The 21,112-nt window shown below is 68.3% G+C and carries 17 protein-coding genes; 6 read left to right on the top strand and 11 right to left on the bottom strand.

Translation table 11 applies throughout. The features are described 5' to 3' along the window. Window positions 1-105: 105 nt before the first annotated feature. Window positions 106-531, bottom strand: a complete 426-nt coding sequence (locus tag VXM69_RS02990) for a hypothetical protein (RefSeq protein ID WP_226227048.1) — start codon at window positions 529-531, stop codon at window positions 106-108. On the opposite strand from VXM69_RS02990, the gene VXM69_RS02985 reads away from it, so the two are divergent. Together VXM69_RS02985 and VXM69_RS02980 are read left to right on the top strand one after the other, a co-directional pair. Beyond that, the gene (locus VXM69_RS02985) at window positions 521-1,330 is read left to right on the top strand and encodes a TlpA disulfide reductase family protein (RefSeq protein ID WP_200087297.1); all 810 of its coding nucleotides are present in this window, start codon (window positions 521-523) and stop codon (window positions 1,328-1,330) included. The genes VXM69_RS02990 and VXM69_RS02985 overlap by 11 nt on opposite strands. 84 nt (window positions 1,331-1,414) lie before the next feature. Continuing rightward, complete coding sequence (locus VXM69_RS02980) at window positions 1,415-2,266, top strand: ion transporter (protein ID WP_034189611.1); 852 nt, start codon at window positions 1,415-1,417, stop codon at window positions 2,264-2,266. A gap of 59 nt (window positions 2,267-2,325) precedes the next feature. On the opposite strand, the gene VXM69_RS02975 is transcribed toward VXM69_RS02980, so the two are convergent. The 10 genes from VXM69_RS02975 to VXM69_RS02930 form a co-directional block, all read right to left on the bottom strand. Beyond that, window positions 2,326-2,997, bottom strand: coding sequence for a MarC family protein (locus VXM69_RS02975; RefSeq protein WP_124610189.1), 672 nt, complete (start codon window positions 2,995-2,997; stop codon window positions 2,326-2,328). 149 nt (window positions 2,998-3,146) lie between these two features. Beyond that, on the bottom strand, window positions 3,147-3,599 hold the full coding sequence (gene arsN2 / locus VXM69_RS02970) for an arsenic resistance N-acetyltransferase ArsN2 (protein WP_034189613.1): 453 nt from the start codon (window positions 3,597-3,599) through the stop codon (window positions 3,147-3,149). Between the two features lie 111 nt (window positions 3,600-3,710). Further along, entirely contained in the window at window positions 3,711-4,433 is a 723-nt protein-coding gene (gene arsH / locus VXM69_RS02965; RefSeq protein ID WP_034189614.1) for an arsenical resistance protein ArsH, read from the bottom strand. A gap of 22 nt (window positions 4,434-4,455) precedes the next feature. Continuing rightward, a complete protein-coding gene (arsB, locus tag VXM69_RS02960; protein WP_034189615.1) occupies window positions 4,456-5,529 on the bottom strand; it encodes an ACR3 family arsenite efflux transporter in 1,074 nt (357 codons plus the stop codon). 63 nt (window positions 5,530-5,592) lie between these two features. Then, on the bottom strand, window positions 5,593-6,087 hold the full coding sequence (locus VXM69_RS02955) for an arsenate reductase ArsC (protein WP_367188968.1): 495 nt from the start codon (window positions 6,085-6,087) through the stop codon (window positions 5,593-5,595). A gap of 22 nt (window positions 6,088-6,109) precedes the next feature. Then, entirely contained in the window at window positions 6,110-6,445 is a 336-nt protein-coding gene (locus tag VXM69_RS02950) for a helix-turn-helix transcriptional regulator (RefSeq protein ID WP_034189617.1), read from the bottom strand. A gap of 112 nt (window positions 6,446-6,557) precedes the next feature. Further along, window positions 6,558-7,556 (bottom strand): serine protease, encoded by a 999-nt coding sequence (locus tag VXM69_RS02945; protein WP_367188967.1) that lies wholly within the window; start codon window positions 7,554-7,556, stop codon window positions 6,558-6,560. 217 nt (window positions 7,557-7,773) lie between these two features. Next, complete coding sequence (locus VXM69_RS02940; protein WP_034189619.1) at window positions 7,774-8,490, bottom strand: outer membrane beta-barrel protein; 717 nt, start codon at window positions 8,488-8,490, stop codon at window positions 7,774-7,776. 108 nt (window positions 8,491-8,598) lie between these two features. Beyond that, complete coding sequence (locus VXM69_RS02935) at window positions 8,599-9,237, bottom strand: response regulator (RefSeq protein ID WP_059560044.1); 639 nt, start codon at window positions 9,235-9,237, stop codon at window positions 8,599-8,601. Further along, a complete protein-coding gene (locus VXM69_RS02930; RefSeq protein WP_367188966.1) occupies window positions 9,234-10,670 on the bottom strand; it encodes a sensor histidine kinase in 1,437 nt (478 codons plus the stop codon). Before VXM69_RS02930 ends, VXM69_RS02935 begins: the two co-directional genes overlap by 4 nt. Before the next feature lie 559 nt (window positions 10,671-11,229). On the opposite strand from VXM69_RS02930, the gene VXM69_RS02925 reads away from it, so the two are divergent. The 4 genes from VXM69_RS02925 (at window position 11,230) to VXM69_RS02910 (ending at window position 20,989) form a co-directional block, all read left to right on the top strand. Continuing rightward, complete coding sequence (locus VXM69_RS02925) at window positions 11,230-12,018, top strand: response regulator transcription factor (protein ID WP_226103864.1); 789 nt, start codon at window positions 11,230-11,232, stop codon at window positions 12,016-12,018. A gap of 59 nt (window positions 12,019-12,077) precedes the next feature. After that, entirely contained in the window at window positions 12,078-15,113 is a 3,036-nt protein-coding gene (locus VXM69_RS02920; RefSeq protein WP_367188965.1) for an ATP-binding protein, read from the top strand. A gap of 200 nt (window positions 15,114-15,313) precedes the next feature. Beyond that, complete coding sequence (locus tag VXM69_RS02915) at window positions 15,314-20,062, top strand: YadA-like family protein (protein WP_367188964.1); 4,749 nt, start codon at window positions 15,314-15,316, stop codon at window positions 20,060-20,062. A gap of 234 nt (window positions 20,063-20,296) precedes the next feature. After that, window positions 20,297-20,989, top strand: coding sequence for a response regulator transcription factor (locus tag VXM69_RS02910; protein WP_034189625.1), 693 nt, complete (start codon window positions 20,297-20,299; stop codon window positions 20,987-20,989). Window positions 20,990-21,112: the final 123 nt, after the last annotated feature.

Raw genomic sequence — 21,112 nt, 5'->3', positions numbered from 1 at the left:
CCACGGCGGCATCCCCGCCGCCGCCGACGAACGGCCGCGCCGAGCGCAAGCCGGGAGTCAAGCAATGCGCGAGTGAATGCCCTGTGCTCGCATGTGGCAGCGTTCCTATTCCGTTGAACCAGCCGATATGAACCGGATTGCGGCCGCGCCCACCGACCGCCACAAGGCATTCACGCCCGCATGCACCGCGCTGAAAAAGCGGCCGCTCGCAAAAGGAGCGGCCGTCAAGGAGAGATCCCTGTTCGGGATACCGGAGGACACCACATCTCGCCGGTATGCGTATTGTTGACGAGCGGTATTCCGCTGACCATCAGACCAGTCTGATTCGCAGCCCTTCCGAATGTCGGTCACGGTCCTGCTCCACGCGCGTTCACCGAATCCGCAATACGCCGTTACGTTCTCGAAGGGAACCGCGTTGCGCGGCAACCGGTCGAAACGCCGCATGACCGTCGACGGTTTCTTCGCCGCGGCGGACAATCCCTTCTCCTTCCCCGCTCGTTCACCTCCACCCATCCCTTTCATGCTGAGCATCGGTCCCTTCTCGATTCGCGTCGTCGCGGTCGCCGTCGCCGCGCTGCTGGCGTGGCTCGTCGCGCGTTTCATCCAGCGGCGCCCGCCTGACGGACATCACAAGACCGCCTCGAGCCTGATCCTGGACGTGCTGCTGCTCGGGCTGATCGCCGCGCGCGCCGGCTACGTCGCGCAGTGGTGGCCGGACTATGCGGCATCGCCGCGCTCGATCGTCGCGCTCGGCGACGGCGGTTTCGACTGGCGTATCGGTGTTGCGGCCGCCTTGGTGTTCGCGGGCTGGCGCTTGCGCCGCCTGCCCGCGCTGCGTCGACCGGTGCTGGCCGGCATCGTCGCGGGCCTCGGTGCGTGGGGGATCGCGCAAGGCACGCTGGCGACGTTGCAGCAGAGCGCCGCGCCGCTGGCCGCGCTGCAACTCCGCGCGCTCGATGCCGCGCCCGTGTTGCCGGCAAGCTTCGTCGGCAAGCCGGTGGTCGTGAACCTGTGGGCGACGTGGTGCCCGCCGTGCCAGCGCGAAATGCCGATTCTCGAACAGGCGCAGCGCGACCATCCCGGCATCACGGTGCTGATGCTCAACCAGGGCGAAAATGCGCAGGTCGTGCGCGCATTCCTCGAACAAAAGGGCCTGCGCTTCGATCACGTGCTGCTCGATCCGTCGCTGCATGCGATGCATGCGTACGGCTCGCGCGGGCTGCCGACCACCTTGTTCTTCAACGCGCGAGGTGAACTCGTCGAGTCGCACATGGGCGAGCTGACCGCCGCGCGGCTGAAGGATGCCATCGCGCAACGCTTCGGGCAGTAACGCCTGCGGGGCGGCCGGTTGGGCGGCACCGGAATCAGACACGTCCGATAGGCCCTGCGGCGCGTCGTCCGTACACTCGGGCGCATGAATTCGCTGAATCCGACCGCCTTCGACACGGTACGCGATGCCGTGCGGCAATGCGTGCATCGTCCGTCGTTCATCCGCAAGCTCGACGTCGCGGTACTCGCGCTGATCGTCGCGAGCGTGCTCGTCGTGATGGCCGACAGCGTGCAGGAACTGCACGCGCAATACGGCCGCACGCTCTACGCGGCCGAATGGGCGTTCACGCTGCTGTTTTCGGCCGAATACCTGCTGCGTCTGTTCACCGCGAAGCGGCCCGCCGCGTATGCGCGCAGTTTCTTCGGCATCGTCGATCTCGTGTCGGTACTGCCGACCTATCTCGCGTTCTTCTTCCCCGGCCTGCATGCGCTGATCGACGTGCGGCTGCTGCGCTTGCTGCGCGTGTTCCGCATTCTCGGGCTGTCGATCTATCTCGAGGAAGGGCAGATGCTGATCCGCGCACTCGCGCGTGCCCGTCGCAAGATCTTCGTGTTCATCGGCGGGATGTTCGTGCTCGTCGTGATTCTCGGCACGGTGATCTTTCTCGTCGAAGGGCCCGAGCACGGGATCACGAGCATTCCGGTGGGGGTCTACTGGGCGGCGGTGACGATGAGCACGACCGGCTACGGCGATCTCACGCCCGTCACGCCGCTCGGCCGGCTGATCACGTCGTGCGCGATCCTGCTCGGCTACGGGATCATCGCGTTTCCGACGGGGATCATGGGCGCGGAACTCGTCGCGTCGGCGCTCGAGCGCAAGCGCGCGGGCGATGCACGTGCCGGCTGTTGTCCGCATTGCGGCAGCGTGTTGCCGAAGGACGATGCGGCCGGTGCCGCGGCGCACGATTCACGCCCGGCCACGCCACCGGCGGAATAAGACCGGGCCGCTTCAGCTCGACTCCGCGACCACCGGCACGGGTGCCAGCCCCTTCTTCGTCATCCGCCCTGCCCGCCGAACGTCTTCACGAACTCCGACAGGCCCGTCAGCATGATCTGCACGCCGACGCACAGCAACAGGAACGCGGACACGCGCATCGCGACCTTCGTGCCTTCTCCACCGAGATAACGCGCGAGCGTCGTCGCGCGGCTGTAGATCTGCCAGATCGCGAACGCGACCAGTGCCGCGACCGCCACCGACACCACACCCGACAACAGATAGTCGGCGGCCGTATGCGCGCGGTTCGCATGCAGCGCGATACCGGCCGCGATCGAGCCGGGCCCGATCGTCAGCGGCACCGTGAGCGGAAAAAACGCACGCGTCATCAGCTTCTGCAAGTCGTCACCATGCACGGCAACGTCGCCGCCCGCCGGCACGTCCGGCGCGTTCAGCATCGACCAGCCGGCCACCGCCACCGCGAAGCCGCCGCCGATGCGCAGCGCCTCCATCGAAATCCCGAAGAAGTTCAGCACCGGCGCGCCGACGAAGAAGATCACGAGCAGCGTGAAAAACACGTTCGTCGCGAGCTGCTTCGACAGCGTCGCGCGCTCGGCTTCGGTCAGCGATTGCGTGCGCTCGAGAAACACGAACGCCATGCCGAACGGGTTGATGATGCCGATCAGGCCCGTGAAGCCGAACAGGATTTCAGGGATCAGGCGGTCGAGCTGCATCGCGATCGTGCTCTCCGGTGACGAACGGGAATAAAAAAGCGGCCAGTCGAGAAGACCGGCCGCGAAGAGGAGATATCTCCATGATCCGGCACACGGGGTATGCCGGGCCGCAGAAACCGAATTGTCGGGAATGTGAACCGGGAAGGGAATCAGCCGAGTCCGATTCTGTCGTCGCAGACCATCAGCATCGCGACGGCCGATCCCGGACAGACACCCTGAAACTGGCTGGACGCCAACAACGGCTCGGGCACATCCTCGCGGGCAATACGGACGAAACCGTGCCCGGCGAAGTAGTCTTCCGCCGTCGTGGTCAGCAACCCGATCGACCGGACGGCCCGCGCGCGGCATTCCGCGAGCAGGCGGGCCACCAGCATCCGCCCGACGCCGGCGCGACGCGCGTGCTCGACGACGGCGATCGAACGCACGAGCGCATGGCGTCCGTGGAACTCGATTCCGCCACACCCCACGATGCCGGATGCCGCGTCGGCCACAACGAAATGCGGCAGAGACAAGGCGACGCCCTCGGTCGGCAAGCCGCTGGCTCGAAGCAGTGCTTCGATCGAGGCCAGATCGGACTCGGTCGCTTGACGAACAGGTACCATGGTTCCACTCCCGGTTTGCAGTGACGTCGCTGGATCCAGCACGCTCCAGCCAATCCAACGCCGCGCAACGAAACGTGCCTGAGCGTCTCGGCGTTGATTCGACAACGAACGCTAAATACGCGCTTGATTGACGCGTTTCGACAGTGCCTCCGCGCTTTCTTTCCGCTCGCTGTACCGGTCGACCAGATAGGGGCCGACGTCGCGCGTCAGCAGCGTGAACTTCACCAGTTCCTCCATCACGTCCACCACCCGGTCGAAATACGCCGACGGCTTCATCCGCCCGGCTTCGTCGAACTCCATGAACGCCTTCGCCACCGACGACTGGTTCGGGATGGTCAGCATGCGCATCCAGCGCCCCAGCACCCGCATCTGGTTCACCGCGTTGAACGACTGCGAACCGCCGCTCACCTGCATGACCGCGAGCGTCTTGCCCTGCGTCGGCCGCACGGCGCCGACCGACAGCGGGATCCAGTCGATCTGCGACTTCATGATCCCGGTCATCGCGCCGTGCCGTTCCGGCGAGCACCACACCATCCCTTCCGACCACATCACGAGTTCGCGAAGCTCGACCACCTTCGGATGATGCTCGGGCGCGTCGTCGGGCAGCGGCAGGCCGCTCGGATTGAACACGCGCACCTCGGCGCCCATCGCCGTCAGCAGGCGCCCGGCTTCCTCGACCAGCAGGCGGCTGAACGAACGTTCACGCAACGAACCGTAGAGCAGCAGCAGTCGCGGCGGATGGGTCGACGGCGACGCCGGCCGCAGCCGGGCGGCGTCCGGCACGCGAAACAGCGCGGCATCGAGTTGCGGCAGATCGTTCACGTGGTCGGTCATGTCTGGATTCCCTGGTGTGTGCTCAGGTCCGGCGCGCGTACCAGTCCTTCGACCGGTTGACGATGCGCACGACCAGCAGCATCGCCGGCACCTCGATCAACACGCCGACGACGGTGGCCAGTGCCGCGCCGGAATGGAAGCCGAACAGGCTGATCGCGGCCGCGACCGCCAGTTCGAAGAAGTTGGACGCGCCGATCAGCGCCGACGGGCATGCGACGTCATGTTGCTCGCCGACCGCACGATTGAGCCAGTACGCGAGCGCCGAGTTGAAAAACACCTGGATCAGAATCGGCACCGCGAGCAGCGCGATCACCAGCGGCTGCTTCAGGACCGCTTCGCCCTGGAACGCGAACAGCAGCACGAGCGTCGCCAGCAGCGCGGCGATCGACCACGGGCCGATCTTGGTCATCGCGGCGTCGAACGCCGCGTTGCCGTGCGCGAGCAGCCGCTTGCGCAGGATCTGCGCGAGGATCACCGGCATGACGATGTACAGCACGACCGACGTGAACAGCGTCGCCCACGGCACCGCGATCGCCGACATGCCGAGCAGCAGCCCGACCAGCGGCGCGAACGCGATCACCATGATGCTGTCGTTCAGCACGACCTGCGACAACGTGAACAGCGGATCGCCGCCCGTCAGCCGGCTCCAGACGAACACCATCGCCGTGCACGGTGCGGCGGCCAGCAGGATCAGCCCGGCGACGTAGCTGTCGAGTTGTTCCGCCGGCAGCAACGGTGCAAACAGATGGCGGATGAACAGCCAGCCGAGGAACGCCATCGAGAACGGCTTGACCAGCCAGTTCACGACGAGCGTGACGCCGATGCCTTTCACGTGCCGGCGCACGTCACGCAATGCGCCGAAGTCGACCTTGACGAGCATCGGGATGATCATCACCCAGATCAACAGCCCGACCGGCAGATTGACCTGTGCATACGCCATCCGGCCGATCTGCTGGAACAGGCCGGGCAGCCACTGGCCAAGCGTGATGCCTGCCACGATGCATGACGCGACCCAGACCGTCAGGTAGCGTTCGAAGAAGCTGATCGCGGGTTTCGCGGCGGCCGCTCCGGGCGGCGTGACGGGGGACGTGTTCATCTGACAAGGTTCGTTTTCGAAGCCGCCGGCGGTCGCGTGTCGCGCACGCCGCGCGGCGCATGATCAGTTTTGCGAGATCTCGACCAGCGCTGCCTGGAGTTCGGCATCGCTGATGCGATCGAGCGGCAGCGCCAGCAACTGCAGCATCCGGTAACCGATCGCCTGCCGCGTCAGTTCGAACGCGAGACGCTTGCCTTCGTCGCCGCCCGTCGCGTTCGACGGATCGGCATAGCCCCAATGGATCCTCACGGGGCTGCCGGGCCAGTACGGGCACGGCTCCGACGCCGCGCTGTCGCACACGGTGATGACGACGCGCATGCGGGGCGCGCCGTCGCCGACGAATTCATCCCAGTTCTTGCTGCGGTAGCCGTCGACGTCGACGCCCGCGTTCGTCAGCGCCGCCAGCGCGAACGGATTGAGGCGGCCGCTCGGCGCACTGCCGGCGCTGTAGGCCCGCACGTCCTTGCCGAGTTTCGCGGCCCAGTGGTTGAGCATGCCCTCGGCCAGCACGCTGCGGGCCGAGTTGTGGGTGCAGAGGATCAGGACGTTCGTGGTCATGAAAGGCGGGCGCGAGCGCGCTTCAGGATTCGCAGGCGCCGGACGGCGCGCATGCCGGCACCGGCGAGCAAGGATGGCCGCCGCAGCAGTTCTCCGTGAGGTAGGCCAGCAGGCCGTTCATCGTCGCGAAGTTCGCGCAATAGAACACGAAGCGGCCTTCCTGCCGGCTGGTCACGAGCCGCGCATGCGCGAGTTCTTTCAAGTGGAAGGACAGCGACGACGGCGGGACCTCGAGCAGCGTGGCGATCTGGCCGGCCGGCATGCCTTGCGGCCCGGCCTGCACCAGCGCGCGAAACACCGCGAGGCGCGACTCGTGCGCGAGCGCCGCGAGAGCGGCAATGGTCTGGTTCGTTTCCATTATTCGATAATAGTCGAAATATGGAAACCAGGGAAGTCGCGTCGAGGCGCGCGTCGCCCGAAAGCGCTGTCCCCGAGAAGAGGTGCGCCGGGCCGCGCGCCACGCGTCCCGGTCAGCGCCCGATCAATCGCGTGTGGCTCGGCAGATCGACCGACAGATCGGTGCCGCCCGCGGCCGGCCGTGACGTGTCGCGCGTCACCGCGAGCCATTGCGTGAACTCGGCGGCAGTCATGCCGACGGCCTGGGCCGAACTCGACACCGGCGCGACTGCCGGCGCGTCCGCCACGCGTGCGGCCGGCTGCGCCTGCAGCGTCGCCTCGCGGGACGCGGTGGCTGCGTTCGGCGCCGCGTCCCGCGCCTTCTTGCCGCGCAACGTGGCGGCAGGCTTCGCCGCCGCACGCGCCGCGACCGCGACCGCGACCGGCTTCCTGCTTGCCGGCGATGCGCGTTCCGCAACCGGCGCCGCGGCTTCCGCAACGACGGCATCCGATGCGATGACCATCGCAACGGCAACCGGCGCGCTCGCCGACGCGCGGCCCGCCTGCGCCGCACGCGATTCCGCGGACACGGTTTTCGCCACGACGGTCGCCGCACGGGCCGCCTGTTCACCCGCCGACGCAGCACGATCGGCCGATACGATCGCGACTTCCGCGGATCGGCCGGTCGCCTGCGCAACCTCCGTGGCGGCGACCGCAGCCGTGGGCGCCACCGAGATCGACGCCTCGTACACCGCGCCGTGCCCGGCCGCATGCTGACGCTCATCGACGAAATGCGTCGCGAAGATGCACGCCGCGCCGAACAGCGCGCACGCCATCAACGTCAGCCGCCAGCGCCGGCGCAACGGATGCGGCCTGACCCACGCGCGGTTATCCGAACCGAAATCCTCCGCGCGCACGGCCTTCGCGGCCTTGTGCGCCTTCGTTGCGCGCGACGCGACCGCGGCCTGCGCCGAGGCCGGCGGCGCCGCGTGACGCGCGCGCTTCAGATCGAACACGACCGGAGTCGGCCGGCGGCTCGCCACGAACGGCCGGCGTCGCCGGCCGTACGGCGGCGGCACGTCCGAGAACGGAAGTGCGAGCGGAATCGCGTATTGCCCGGTGATGTCCTGCATGCTCATGATGTCGACGACGCATTGCGCGACCTCCGCCGCCGCAATCCGTGCTCCCGTAGTTGAACGAATGGCTCCGAGTATCGCCGTCGCACCGGTTGCGGTAAATCGGACTGCGTCACCTTCAGTCCGATCCGGCAGTCGGCCTGGTCCTACCGTCCCCGGGGACCGGAGCGGACGATGCGTCGCCGCGCCGTCGCCGTCGCCGTCGCCGTCGCCGTCAGAACCGGCCGCGCAGGCCGATGAACACTTCGTTCGACGACAGCTTCGCCTTCAGCTGCTCGTCGCGCGCGTTGATGCGGTTCGCGAACGTGTTGAAGCCTGTCTCGACGTTGCCCATGTCGACATAGCGATACCCGAGGTCGATCGAGAAACGCTTGTTGATCGCATAGCTCACGCCGGCGCCGGCCGAGTAGGCGAGGTTGGTCTGCGTCTTCGATGCGAAGCGGCGCGCGTCGTTGGTCTGCCAGCCGTCGGCCGACACGATCGCGACACCGATGCCGAGCGTGCCGTACACGGAGAAGCCGCGGCCGAGATCGACATCCTTGTAGCCGTTCAGCATCAGGCGTTGCGCCGACACGTGGAATTCGTTCGCGTTCGCATCGAACGGCGCCCAGTAGCTGACGAAGTTGTTGTTGCGCTTGAACACGTATTCGCCTTCCGCGCGCCAGCCGTTGCCGAACTGGTAGCCGAGGCCGAGCGAGCCGGTGACGTTCGAGCCCGTCTCCGGGCCGCCGACGCGGCTCGCGACGCGCGGGCTCGTCAGCTCCATGTTCACCGCGTTGTCGAACGCGCCGATGATGCGGCCCGTCGCGTAGTAGCCGGCGTCGCTCGTGTCGGCGGCCTTCTTCGGTTCCGGCACGGCGACGTTGTCGGCGAAAGCGGCACCCGAGAACAGCAGGGCGAGCGTGGAGGGCAGGGCAAAGCGCTTGATCATGATGAATCCGGTTCCTTGACGATGAATGGCTTGTCGGAGAAACCGTCATCGTAGGAACCGCGCGACGATCGTTGCACCCGGTCGCGTACGGGTCGCGCCTCCGTAGCGCTACGGAGGCGACCCGCCCGCGAGCGCCGCGTAATCGCGCACGAGCTCGACCAGCGACGCGACCTGCAGCTTGTCGAACACGTTCGCGCGATAGGTTTCGACCGTGCGCGGCGACAGCCCGAGCGCGCGCGCGATCGCCTTGTTGCTCCAGCCGCGCACGATGCCGTCCAGCACCTCGCGTTCGCGCGCGCTCAGCGTGGCGACACGGGCCGCGCGCACGTGGTCCGCATCGCCCTGCCCGCGCCGCGCGGCCTGCCGGCGCAGCGCCTGCTGGACCGCGTCGATCAGCTCGTCGTCATCCGCCGGCTTGCGCAGGAAATCGAGCGCGCCGCGCTTGAACGCGCGCCGGCACGCGTCGACGTTGCCGTGGCCCGTCATCACGATCACCGGCAGGTCGCGCCGTGCACGCAGTGCGTCGAGCGCGTCGAGGCCGCTCATCCCCGGCATCCGGATGTCGAGCAGCACGCAGCCGAGCGCCACGTCATCCGCATCGGCAAGAAAGGCCGATGCGTCCGCATAACGGCGCGTCGCGACACCCACCGTGCGCAGCAGCAGCGCGAGCCCGTCGCGCACGGCTTCGTCGTCGTCGACGATCGCGACGACCGATGCGTCGTGCGTCGAATGCCGCGAATCGTTCATGCGGCCGCCCCTGCCAGCGGCAACAGCAGCGCGGCCTCGACGCCGCCCGACGGCCGATTGCGCAGCGTCAGCGTGCCGCCCTGCCGCTGCGCGAGCGTGTCGCACAGCGGCAGCCCGAGTCCGAGCCCGCGTGCACGCGTCGTGAAGAACGGTTCGAACAGGCGCGGCAGCGCGTCTTCCGGCACGCCGGGGCCGTTGTCGACGATGCTGAAGCGGTAATGCCCGCCGACGCGTGCGCCGCTGATGCGAATCTCGCCGCGCGATGCGCGCGCGCCGGCGAGCGCGTCGCGCGCGTTCTGGATCAGGTTGTGCAGGATCTGCTCGACCGCGATCGGCTCGGCGAACGGCCGCGCGCGCGCCGCCGCGTTGTGCCAGCCGAGCGCGATGTGCTCGCGCGCGCAGTCGTCGCGGTACAGGAACAGCAGCGCATTCACGATCGCGTCGGGATCGAGCGTGCGGCGCTCGCCGCCGTGCGCGGTGGTCACCGCGTCGCGCATGCGCTCCAGGATCGCCGCCGCGCGCTTCGCCTGCGCGACGCTCGTCTGCAACGCACGGCGCACGCTGTCGCGCTCGGCCGGCTGGTCGAGCATGCGTTCGGCCGCACGCGTGTGGCTGACGATCGCCGTCAGCGGCTGGTTCAGCTCGTGCGCGAGGCCGGCGGCCATTTCGCCGAAGGTGTCGAGGCGGCCGAAGCGGTCGAGGCGCGCACGTGCATCGGCACGGCGCCGTGCCTCGCGCAGCCGCCATGCGCCGAGCGCACCGGCCGCGAGCAACGCGGCCACCGCGTTCCACAGCGCGATCGACAGCCACGGCAGGTCGGCGGCCGTCAGCGTGCGCGTCGTGCGCAGCACGAAGGCCTGCGGCTGCGCGGGCAGGTGTTTCTCGAGATGCATCGTCCACAGCGGTTGCGCATCGCCGGGCGTGGGCGACAGCAGGTCGATGCGGCGGTCGCGCAATTCCAGCGCCGCCGACGAGATTGCCGTGGACCAGTCCCCCGGCTGCAGCATCCGGCGCGGATCGACGCGCACGGCCCAGCCGGTCCCGGCGACGAGCCAGTACGCAGCGGGGCCATCGAATGCCAGCGTGAACGGCTTGCCGGGCCGCCGCAGCGGCAGCGCGGCGGGCGCCGGCCCGCCATCGGTCTGCCAGCCCGCGCCGGGCCGCCAGTACGCGAGCCCGCCGAGTTGCGGCATGCGTTCGCGCAGGTTGTCGAGCATATGCGCGGGCGGCGAAGCGAGCGACGACGCGCCGAGCGTCGCGAGAATCGCCTCGTGCTGCGCGGCTTTCTGCGCGAGCAGGCGAATCGTGATGCTCGAATCCTGGAAGAAGCGGTCGTACGCGTCGGAGACGGCGCGCGAGACGACCAACGCGGTGCCGGCGAGGCTCAACGCGAGCCACGCAGCCAAGGCGGCGAGTCGGACGGACGGTTTCATGATCGATGGTAATGCGGCCATGCGCGACGGGTACGGGTCGCGCCGCACGGCAAGCGAAGCGGTTGAGGGTGACGACGAGCGCGCGCATGGGACAAAGTGCCGTCCCTGCGCGCCGGATCGATTGCGCTCATTGTCGGCAAGTTGGCACTTCCCGTGGTCCGAATGCCGTTATGTTTGCCGTCAGACCCGTCCCAAATCCGGCCACCATTCGCGAATGGCCGTGCCGCGTCGACGACATCGTCTCGCACCTCCACGCGCACGGCGGCGCCCGCACCGGGTCGCAGCGTGAACACGATCGCGGCCGACCCCGCGCAATTTCAGACCAGGCTGATTTTCTTCTCACTCCGAACCGAACACAATCGGCCTGCCTGTCCTCCGGAGCCTCCGGGAGCACAGGCTCCATAGTCGATACTTTCTCCCGCCTCCCCTGGCGGGAATTTTTTTGGACGGCGTCACGCCGAACCCTGCCCGGAACCCGTCCGGCCATGATCCCGCTTCCGTTCATCCGATCGCGCATGCATCCCGCCACCGCGCCACACCGGCCTGGGCCGTCCACATCGTGACCGACGCTTCCTCCACCGCCATCGCGATCCTGACGATCGACCACCCGAGCCGCGGCTCGTTCGACGATCGCCTGCGCCGCGCCGGACATGGCTACGACCGGCTGCGCATCGAGGACATCCTGCGCCGCGCCGGCTACCGGCCGTCGCGCTTCGAGTATCTGCCCGATCTGCTCGCAGCCTGCAACACGCGCGCGTTCGATCTGTTCATCGTGCAATGCGAGACGGCCTGCCGCCGCACGACGGACGCGATCCGTGCGCTGCGCGCGCGTTTCGCCGGCACCGTCGCGATCCTGTCGATCAGTCAGCGCGACACGGAACTCGCGCGATCCGCCTGCTTCACGGCCGGCGCGAACGAGCATCTGCCGTACGCCGTGCCGCCGGACCTGCTCGTCGCCAGCATGGCAACGTGGCTGCGCTGGTCCCATCATCGCGCGATCCATCATCGCCACTGGCGCATCGGCAGCTTCGAATTCGACACGGCCACGCGCAGCGTCATCGTCGCCGGCCGCGAGCATGTGCTGACGGAGAAACACTTCCAGATCATCACCGCGTTCTTCCTCAACATGGGCCGCGCGCTCGACCGCGCGCACGTGAGCCAGCTCGTGTGGGGTTCGCTCGTCGCGGCATCCAGCCGGCGGCTCGACACGCACGTCGCGTATCTGCGCGACCGGCTCGAACTCGACGGGCGGCACGGCGTGCGGATGATGACGATGTACGGGGTCGGGTATCGGCTCGTCGCGTGCGAACCGGGCGGGCCCGATTCCGATGGCGCGCCGCCGCAATGACGCCGCGCCCCCCCGCAACCCTGACAGGCCCCATTGCGCGCTGATCGGACTCCATTATCATGGGGGCACCCAGGCCGACCGCCCCGCTCCCGATGGACCACCGCGCCACACCCGATCACGCCCGCGCCGCCGCCGGACACGCGTCCGCCGCGCCGACCCGCATCGGCCGCCGCCAGCGCGCACTGCTCTATGCCGGCGGCGCGGCCGTGACAGTCACGATCCTGCTCGCCAGCGGCCTGATGCTGTATACGATGGCGCGCGATGCGATCCAGGCGCGCTATACGACGTTCGCGGTGCGCCAGTTCCTCGTCCAGATCGAATTCAAGATGCGCACGACGGGCATGGACACGCTCGTCACGCACGACGAAGCCGTATGGAACACGCGCGCGACCGATCCGGCGCGCGTCGCCGCACTCCAGGCCGGCCGCGGCCGGCTCGTGATCCAGGGCAGCCCGGCCTTCCCGCCGACGCTCGTGCTGGCCGACCTGTCGCCCGCGCAACCGGCCGCGCGCTACGCGCAGGATCTCGCGATGGCGAGCGACATGAGCTATCGCGTCGGCGCGTACGTCGCCAAGCACGACGCCGACCGCGCGATTGCGGGCTACGCCTATCGCCCCGACCACAGCTTTGCCGTCGTCATCCCCGAACCGATCCCGCCCGATCCGCTCACCGCGTCGCCCGCCACCGATGCAGCGACGCTCGTCGCGAAAGTCGCCGCCGGCATCGACACGCCGCCGCCCGGCCAATACCAATGGTATGCGCCCGTCTACGATCCCGTACAGCGCCGCGACGTGTTCCGGATCGCCGGTGCCGTCTACGATGCGCGTGCGCCCCGCGCCGTCTTCCTGTCGACGCTGCCGGTCGACGTGTTGCGCACCCGTCTGTCGACGGGCGGCACGACCGACGCCGCGATCGTCGCCGACGCGCACGGCCGCACGCTGCTGCGCGCGGGCATCGCGGCCGACGACGACGCCACCCGCGTCGCACTCGAACGCCTCGGCGCGCCCACGCACGAGGCAGCCAATCGCGGCGGGCCGCGCACCGCGTTCGGCGACGGGCTGTTCTCGCTGAGACAGCCCATTCCCGAAACCGACTGGACGCTCGTGCAGGCGTTCACGCTGCGCTCGCTGCTCGCGACGATCGGGCTGCACGCGGGCTGGTACGTCGCGGTCATGCTGGCCGTGATCGCGCTGGTCTGGTGGCTGCTCGTGCGCTTCGACCGCCGCGTATTGAAACCCGACGACGCGCGCACGCGCCGCGTGATCGACAGCGAGAACCTGAACCGGACGATCGTCGAGGCAGCGCCGTCCGGTATCGCGCTGCTGTCGCTCGCCGACGGCGCGGTGCTGCTGCAAAACGACACGATGCGCGACTACGATGCGCGGCGTGCGGGCGAACCTTCGTTGCCGGCGCGGCTGCTCGAACGCTTCGACCGCTCGCCCGCCGCCGCCGCGTGGCAACCCGATCTGCACGTGACGCTGCCCACCGCCGCCGGCGAGGCCGTCGACCTGCTCGTCAATCTGGTGCGCACGCGCTTTCGCGACATGGACGTCGTGCTGTGCAACTTCTCCGACATCACGTCGCAGAAGAACATCGAGCGCCGGCTCGACGAAGCGGCGCGCGCCGCCGACGCCGCGAACGACGCCAAATCGGCGTTCCTCGCGACGATGAGCCACGAGATCCGCACGCCGCTCAATGCGATCCTCGGCAACCTCGAGCTGATCGGCCGCGAGCCGCTCGCCGATTCGCAGCGCGAGCGGCTGCATACGGTCGAGGGCGCGTCGTCGGTGCTGCTCGACCTGATCAACGACATCCTCGACCTGTCGAAAATCGAAGCCGGCCAGATGACGATCGAGGCGATCCCGTTCGATCTCGCGGAGACGGTCCGGCAGACCGGCGCGATGTTCGAGCCGCTCGCGGCCGCGAAGGGGCTGCAGTTCGACGTGTTCGTCGACGATGCGCTCGCGTCGCGCTACGTCGGCGACCCGACGCGCATCCGGCAGGTCGCCGCGAACCTCGTCGGCAACGCGATCAAGTTCACGAACCACGGGGAAATCACGCTCGAGGTCTACCTGCGCGACGACACGAACCCGGAATCGCCCGTCGCGATCGGCGTGAGCGACACGGGCATCGGCATGACCGACGCGCAGCGCGCGGCGCTGTTCCGCCCGTTTACGCAGGCCGACACGTCGATCACGCGCCGTTACGGCGGCACCGGGCTCGGCCTCGCGCTGACGAAGCAGCTCACGCAGATGATGCAGGGCACGGTCGACGTGAAGAGCGAACCCGGCAAGGGCAGCACGTTCGTCGTCACGCTGCCGCTGCGCGCGGCCACCGATGCGCAGGTTGCCGAACATGACGCCGCGCGGGCCGACGATACCGCGCTGCCGGCCGTCGCCGCGCGCGTGCTCGTCGTCGACGATCACCCGGTGAACCGCACGCTGCTGCAAGGGCAACTCGTCACGCTCGGCTATGCGGCGGACGCCGCCGACGATGGCGCGGCGGCGTTGCGGCGCTGCGCGGAGACGCGCCACGACCTCGTGATGACCGATCTCAACATGCCGGGGATGGACGGCTATACGCTCGCGCGCGTGCTGCGTGCGCAATATCCGGGGCTGCCGGTCGTCGCCGTCACCGCGCACGCGAGCGCGGCCGAGCATGCGCGCTGCGCGGAAGCGGGCATCGCCGCCGTGCTCGTGAAACCGGTGCTGCTCGATACGATCGATCGCACCGTGCGGCGTTACGCGCAGACGGCAGCGGCGCAGGCGCCCGCCGCGCGCACGCTCGTCGATCTCGCGCAAGGTCCGCTGCCGCCGGACGTGCACGCGTTGCTCGAAACGAGTCGAGCGCAATCGGTCGCGGCGATGCACGACGCGGCATCACGCAACGATATCGCCGCGCTGCGTCACGAACTGCACTCGCTGCGCGGCGCGTTCGCGACGATTCACGAACATGCCGTGGCCGACGCGATCGGCGAACTGCAAGCCATCGTGCACGGCGGCGACCTGACGTCGTTCGATGCGCGGCTCGCCGACGCGGATGCCCTCGCGCGGGAAGCACTGCGACGGCGCGCAACGCAGGCGCCGACTGCCTGATTCCCGCGCGGCCGGCCCTCGCGCGCCGGCCTCCCCGATCCCTCGCCTTTCGTTCTGCAGCGCATGCCCGCGGCGCGTCGTCGCGCGCGTAGGACTGGGCCTACACGGTCGCTATCTCGAATCAGCCCTGGACGACTGATTAGGACGAGGCCGATCCCTACCATCGGTTTGTGAACTGACAAACTGAAAGGAGTAGGGGCATGAACAAGACTTATCGCAGCGTCTGGAACGCCGTGACCAGCACATGGACGGCCGCCGCGGAAACGGCGAAGTCGCATTCGAAGGGATCGGCGCGCGCGGCGCGGCAAGCGGTGATCGCGATCGCGATCGGTGGTGCGGCGATCGGCAGCGCGGCCGCGGCGGAAGCGTGCACGACGGCAGACGGGTCGAGCGGAACGGTCGATGCGGCGGGGGTATGCACGGCGGCAGGCGGTGGTGCGATCGGCATGATGGGCACCGTCGGCACGATGGCGACTGACGATACGACCTTCGTAAAGGTCAACGCTACTGCAAATCCTGCAAGCGCAACCGGCGCCAATGCGATCGCCATCGGTCAAACCGTGACTTCCGCGGGTTCGAGTTCAGTTGCCATCGGCTCCAACACGACGGCCAGCGGCCTGCACTCGGTTGCGCTTGGTGCAGGGGCAAAGAACGCAGACGCCAGCGACCGGCAAATCGCAATCGGCGGCCAAGCGCAAACCACCGGAAGGTACACGATCGCGATGGGCTACCTGGCATCGGCAACGGTCGAAGACGCTCTGGCATTCGGACGCGCGTCTTCCGCAACGAACACCGGCGCGGTGGCGATCGGCGCCACTGCAACGTCGGGCGGCACGGGCTCGACGGCCGTCGGCCAGTCAGCAGCCATCGCCAACGGCGCAAACAATGCCGTCGCGCTCGGGATGAACGCACGCGTGGCGAATTCGAACTCGGCCGCCATCGGATCCAATGCGTCCGCCTCCAACAATTATTCGACTGCGCTCGGCACGTCGGCCACCTCGACCGGCACCGCCAGCATGGCGCTCGGCGCCAATTCGACGGCAACCGGGAACTACAGCGTTGCTCTCGGCAGCGCCATTGGTACCGGTCGCGCTGCGGTGGCAACCGGCAACGCGTCGGTCGCGATCGGCACCACGTCCAGCGCCGGCGCCAACAACGCCGTCGCATTGGGCTTCGGCACGGTTGCGGATCGGGACAACACCGTATCCGTGGGTGCCGGTGTTCCCAATATCGACGGGAACAAGTTCACGCGCCAGATCGTCAACGTCGCCGCCGGGACGGAAGACAACGATGCCGTGAACGTCGGCCAGATGAAGACGGAGTTGTCGACGAAGGTCGACGATACGTACGTCAAGATCGATACGAGCAACAGCACGGTCGCCGCGCAAGCGGGTACGGCCGCGCTTGCAATCGGCACGAACACGAGCGCCTCGGGATCTTACGCGACGGCCGTCGGTAACAGCGCACTCGCCAGCGGCAACAACAGCACGGCACTCGGCTTCCAGGCCAGCAGTGCGGGCGGCGCCGCCGTCGCGGTCGGCAATGGCGCGAACGCAAGCGGCTCGCACGGCGTTGCACTGGGCGTCAACGCAAGCGCGTCCCATACCGATTCGGTGGCGCTCGGCGCCGGCGCGGCCACCGATCGCAACAACAGCGTTTCGGTCGGCTCGTCGGCGCTGCGTCGGCAGATCACCAACGTCGCCGCCGGCACGCAGGACACGGACGCGGTAAACCTCGGCCAGATGACGGCCGAGTTCACGAAGACGAACAACGCGATCGCCGCGACCAACCTCACGGTCTCCAGCCTGAGCACCGGGCTCTCGGCCACCAACAGCACCGTCGCGGGTTTGAGCACCGGCCTCTCGTCGACCAACGGCACGGTCGCCGGCTTGAGCACGGGCCTCTCGGCCACCAACAGCACGGTTGCGGGCCTGAGCACGGGCCTCTCATCGACCAACAGCACCGTCGCGGGCTTGAGCACCGGGCTCTCGTCGACCAACAGCGCCGTCGCGGGTTTGAGCACCGGGCTCTCGTCGACCAACAGCGCCGTCGCGGGTTTGAGCACCGGGCTCTCCTCGACCAACAGCACCGTCGCCGGACATACGTCGCAGATCAGCGACATCGACGACAAGCTGAGCAAGCTCGAGAGCGGGACCAGCGGTCTCGTGCAACAGGCGAATCCGGGGGACGACATCACGGTCGGCGCGAACACCGGCGGCAACGCCGTGGACTTCAGCGCGACCGGCGGCACCGCACGCACGCTCAAGGGCGTCGCGGCAGGCGACGTGTCGGCCGCCAGCACCGAAGCCGTCAACGGCTCGCAACTGCACGGCGTGTCGGACAGCGTCGCGGCAGCAATCGGCGGCAACTCGAAGGTGAACTCCGACGGTTCGATCTCCGCGCCGTCCTTCACCGTCGGCGACGGCAGCGGCGGCACGAAGATCGTCAACTCGGTCGGCGACGTCGTCACCAATCTCGACGGCCGCACGACGATCAACGAAGGCAATATCAAAAAGCTCGCCGACGACATCGGCAGCGGCACGCTCGGTCTCGTCCAGCAGCCGAAGCCCGGCGGCGACATCACCGTCGGCGCGAACACCGACGGCAACGCCGTGAACTTCAGCAGCAAGACCGGCGCGCGCACGCTCAAGGGCGTCGCGGCAGGCGATGTGTCGGCGACGAGCACCGAAGCCGTCAACGGCGCGCAGCTGCATGGCGTGTCCGACAGCGTCGCGGCAGCAATCGGCGGCAACTCGAAGGTGAACTCCGACGGTTCGATCTCCGCGCCGTCCTTCACCGTCGGCGACGGCAGTGGCGGCACGAAGATCGTCAACTCGGTCGGCGACGTCGTCACCAATCTCGACGGCCGTACGACGACCAACGAAGGTGACATCAAGAAGCTCGCTGACGACATCGGCAGCGGCACGCTCGGTCTCGTCCAGCAAGCCAACCCGGGTGACGACATCACCGTCGGCGCGAACACCGACGGCAATGCCGTGAACTTCAGCAGCAAGACCGGCGCTCGCAAGCTCGCAGGCGTCGCGGCAGGCGACGTGTCGGCAACGAGTACCGAAGCCGTCAACGGTTCGCAACTGCATGGCGTGTCCGACAGCGTCGCGGCAGCAATCGGCGGCAACTCGAAGGTGAACTCCGATGGTTCGATCTCCGCACCGTCCTTCACCGTCGGCGACGGCAGCGGCGGCACGAAGATCGTCAACTCGGTCGGCGATGTCGTCACCAATCTCGACGGCCGTACGACGACCAACGAAGGTGACATCAAGAAGCTCGCTGACGACATCGGCAGCGGCACGCTCGGCCTCGTCCGGCAGGCCAACCCGGGCGACGACATCACCGTCGGCGCGAACACCGACGGCAATGCCGTGAACTTCAGCAGCAAGACCGGCGCCCGCAAGCTCGCAGGCGTCGCGGCAGGTGACGTTTCGGCGACGAGTACCGAAGCCGTCAACGGTTCGCAACTGCATGGCGTGTCCGACAGCGTCGCTTCCGCAATCGGCGGCAATTCGAAGGTGAACTCGGACGGCTCGATCTCCGCACCGTCCTTCACCGTCGGCGACGGCAGCGGCGGCACGAAGATCGTCAACTCGGTCGGCGACGCCGTCACCAATCTCGACGGTCGCATGACGACCAACGAAGGCGGCCTCAAGAAGCTTTCCGAGCAGTTCGAAAGCGGCACGCTCGGCCTCGTCCAACAGAATCCGACGACGGGCGGCATCACGGTCGGCGCGAATACCGGCGGCTCGGTGGTGAACTTCACGGGCACCGGCGGCGCGCGCGTGCTGTCCGGCGTCGCGAACGGCGTGGACGACGACGACGTCGTGACGGTGTCGCAGCTCCGTGCAACCGGACTGATCGACTACACGGGCAAGGAAGTCGGCGCGGTCACGTACGACTCGGGCCTGAATTTCGACACGGTGACGTTCGCCGGCACGTTCGGCACGAAGCTGCAGCGCGTCGCCGCTGGCGAAATCAGCGCGACGAGCATGGACGCGATCAACGGCAGCCAGTTGTTCAACCTGCAGGAGCAGTTCGCGAAGCAGTACGGCGAACTGAGCGGCCAGTTCGGCGACCTGTCGAACCGCTTCGACGATCTGTCGGACCGTCTCGGCGAACTCGAAACGAACCCCGGCACGGGCGGCCCGGGCACGGGCGACGGCTCGACCGTCGTCGGCGAAGGCGCGGTGGCAACGGGCGAAAACAGCTCGGCGATCGGCGACAGCGCGCTCGCGTCCGGCGAGAACAGCTCGGCTGTCGGCCAGGGGGCGGTCGCATCGGGCAGCAACGGTTCGGCCATCGGCCAGGGTTCGACGGCATCGGGCAGCAACAGCTCGGCCGTCGGTCAGGGCGCGGTCGCGTCGGGCAACAACGGTTCGGCCATCGGCCAGGGCTCGGTCGCGTCGGGCGAAAACGGCACGGCGCTCGGCCAGGGCGCGGTTGCATCCGGCAAGGACAGCACCGCACTCGGCCAGGGCGCATCGGCCACCGGCAGCGGCTCGGTCGCGATCGGCCAGGGCTCGGTGGCGGCGGAAGCCAACACCGTCTCGTTCGGCAACGGCACGGAAGAAGGCAACCGCCGGCTCGTCAACATCGCGGACGGCATCAACGCCAGCGACGCGGCCACGAAGGGCCAGCTCGACCGCGCGATGGAATCGGTCGACCAGCGCTTCAACGACACGAACCGCGCGATCAACGACGTCGCGAAGAACGCGTATGCCGGTATCGCGGCCGCGATGGCGATGCCGAACATGACGCCGTCGCAACCGGGCAAGACCGTCGTCGCGGTCGGCGCCGCGAACTTCAAGAGCGGCTCGGCGATCGCCGCCGGCGCCACCTACCGGTCGCGCAGCGGCAACTGGCTCGTGAACGGCGCGACGTCGATCACGTCGGTCGGCGACGTGGGTGTCCGTGCGCAAGTCGGCTACGAGTTCTGACCGAAGGGCTCCGCGCAAGCGGAGTGCCGACCCGACGCGGAAGGGCATCGCCCCTTCCGCTTGTCGGCCGACGGCCAGTGGCGATTCCCGCGAGTTGCCACCGGCCGTCGGTGCGACGGGATCGCGACCGCCAGCGGTATCGCCGGCGGCCGTGCCCGTGTGCCGACTTCCACCCAGCCTCGACAACGCCTACCGCAACCCGCCGCATGGCGCGGCGCAACGCGCAATCTCAACATGAACAGAACCTTCCCCATCCGCATCGTGATCGCCGACGACCATCCGGCGGTCGTCATCGGCGCGCGCTACGAATTGTCCGCGACGAATACGGTGTCGGTCGTCGCGACCGCGCACAATTCGACGGAACTGATGGACGCGCTCGCGCAGCATCCGTGCGACGTACTCGTGTCGGACTACGCGATGCCGGGCGTCGAGCACGGCGACGGCCTCACGATGTTCACGAGCATCCTGAAGCGCTTTCCCGGCCTGAAGATCGTCGTGATGACGATGATGGAGAACGCGGTCGCGCTGCGCGCGCTGATCGACATCGGCATCGCGTGCATCGTCAGCAAGTCGGACATGCCGAATCATCTGACGATGGCGATTCACGCGGCCTATACGAACGGCCGCTACCTGTCGCCGTCGATGGACCGGATCATGCGCAACACGGGCAGCGTCAGCGGCAGGCCGCCGGCACTGTCGGCTCGCGAGGTGGAAGTCATCCGCCTGTTCGCGTCGGGGCTGTCGGTCAACGAAATCGCCGACAAGCTGAGCCGCAGCAAGAAAACCATCAGTACGCAGAAGAGTTCGGCCATGCAGAAGCTCGGCATCGAGCGCGACGTCGACCTGGTGCGTTACGCAATCTCGTGCGGGCTCGTGACCGACCACGGTTATTCGACATCCGCACGCGGCGACGGCGCAAACGGGTAACGCCGCCGCGGAAGACCGAAACAAAAAGCCCCGGCGCCTTGCGGCCGCCGGGGCTTTCGCGCGTCGGTGCGATCCGGCGCGCTGATCTTCGCCGGCACGTTCCCGTGCCGCCGGTGTCGTCGC

It is taken from the genome of Burkholderia sp. Ed8 (genome assembly GCF_040761425.1).
GTDB classification, from domain to species: Bacteria; Pseudomonadota; Gammaproteobacteria; order Burkholderiales; family Burkholderiaceae; genus Burkholderia; species Burkholderia seminalis.
The sequence above is the reverse complement of the archived record's forward strand: the minus strand, read 5'-3'. Positions and strand labels throughout refer to the sequence as shown.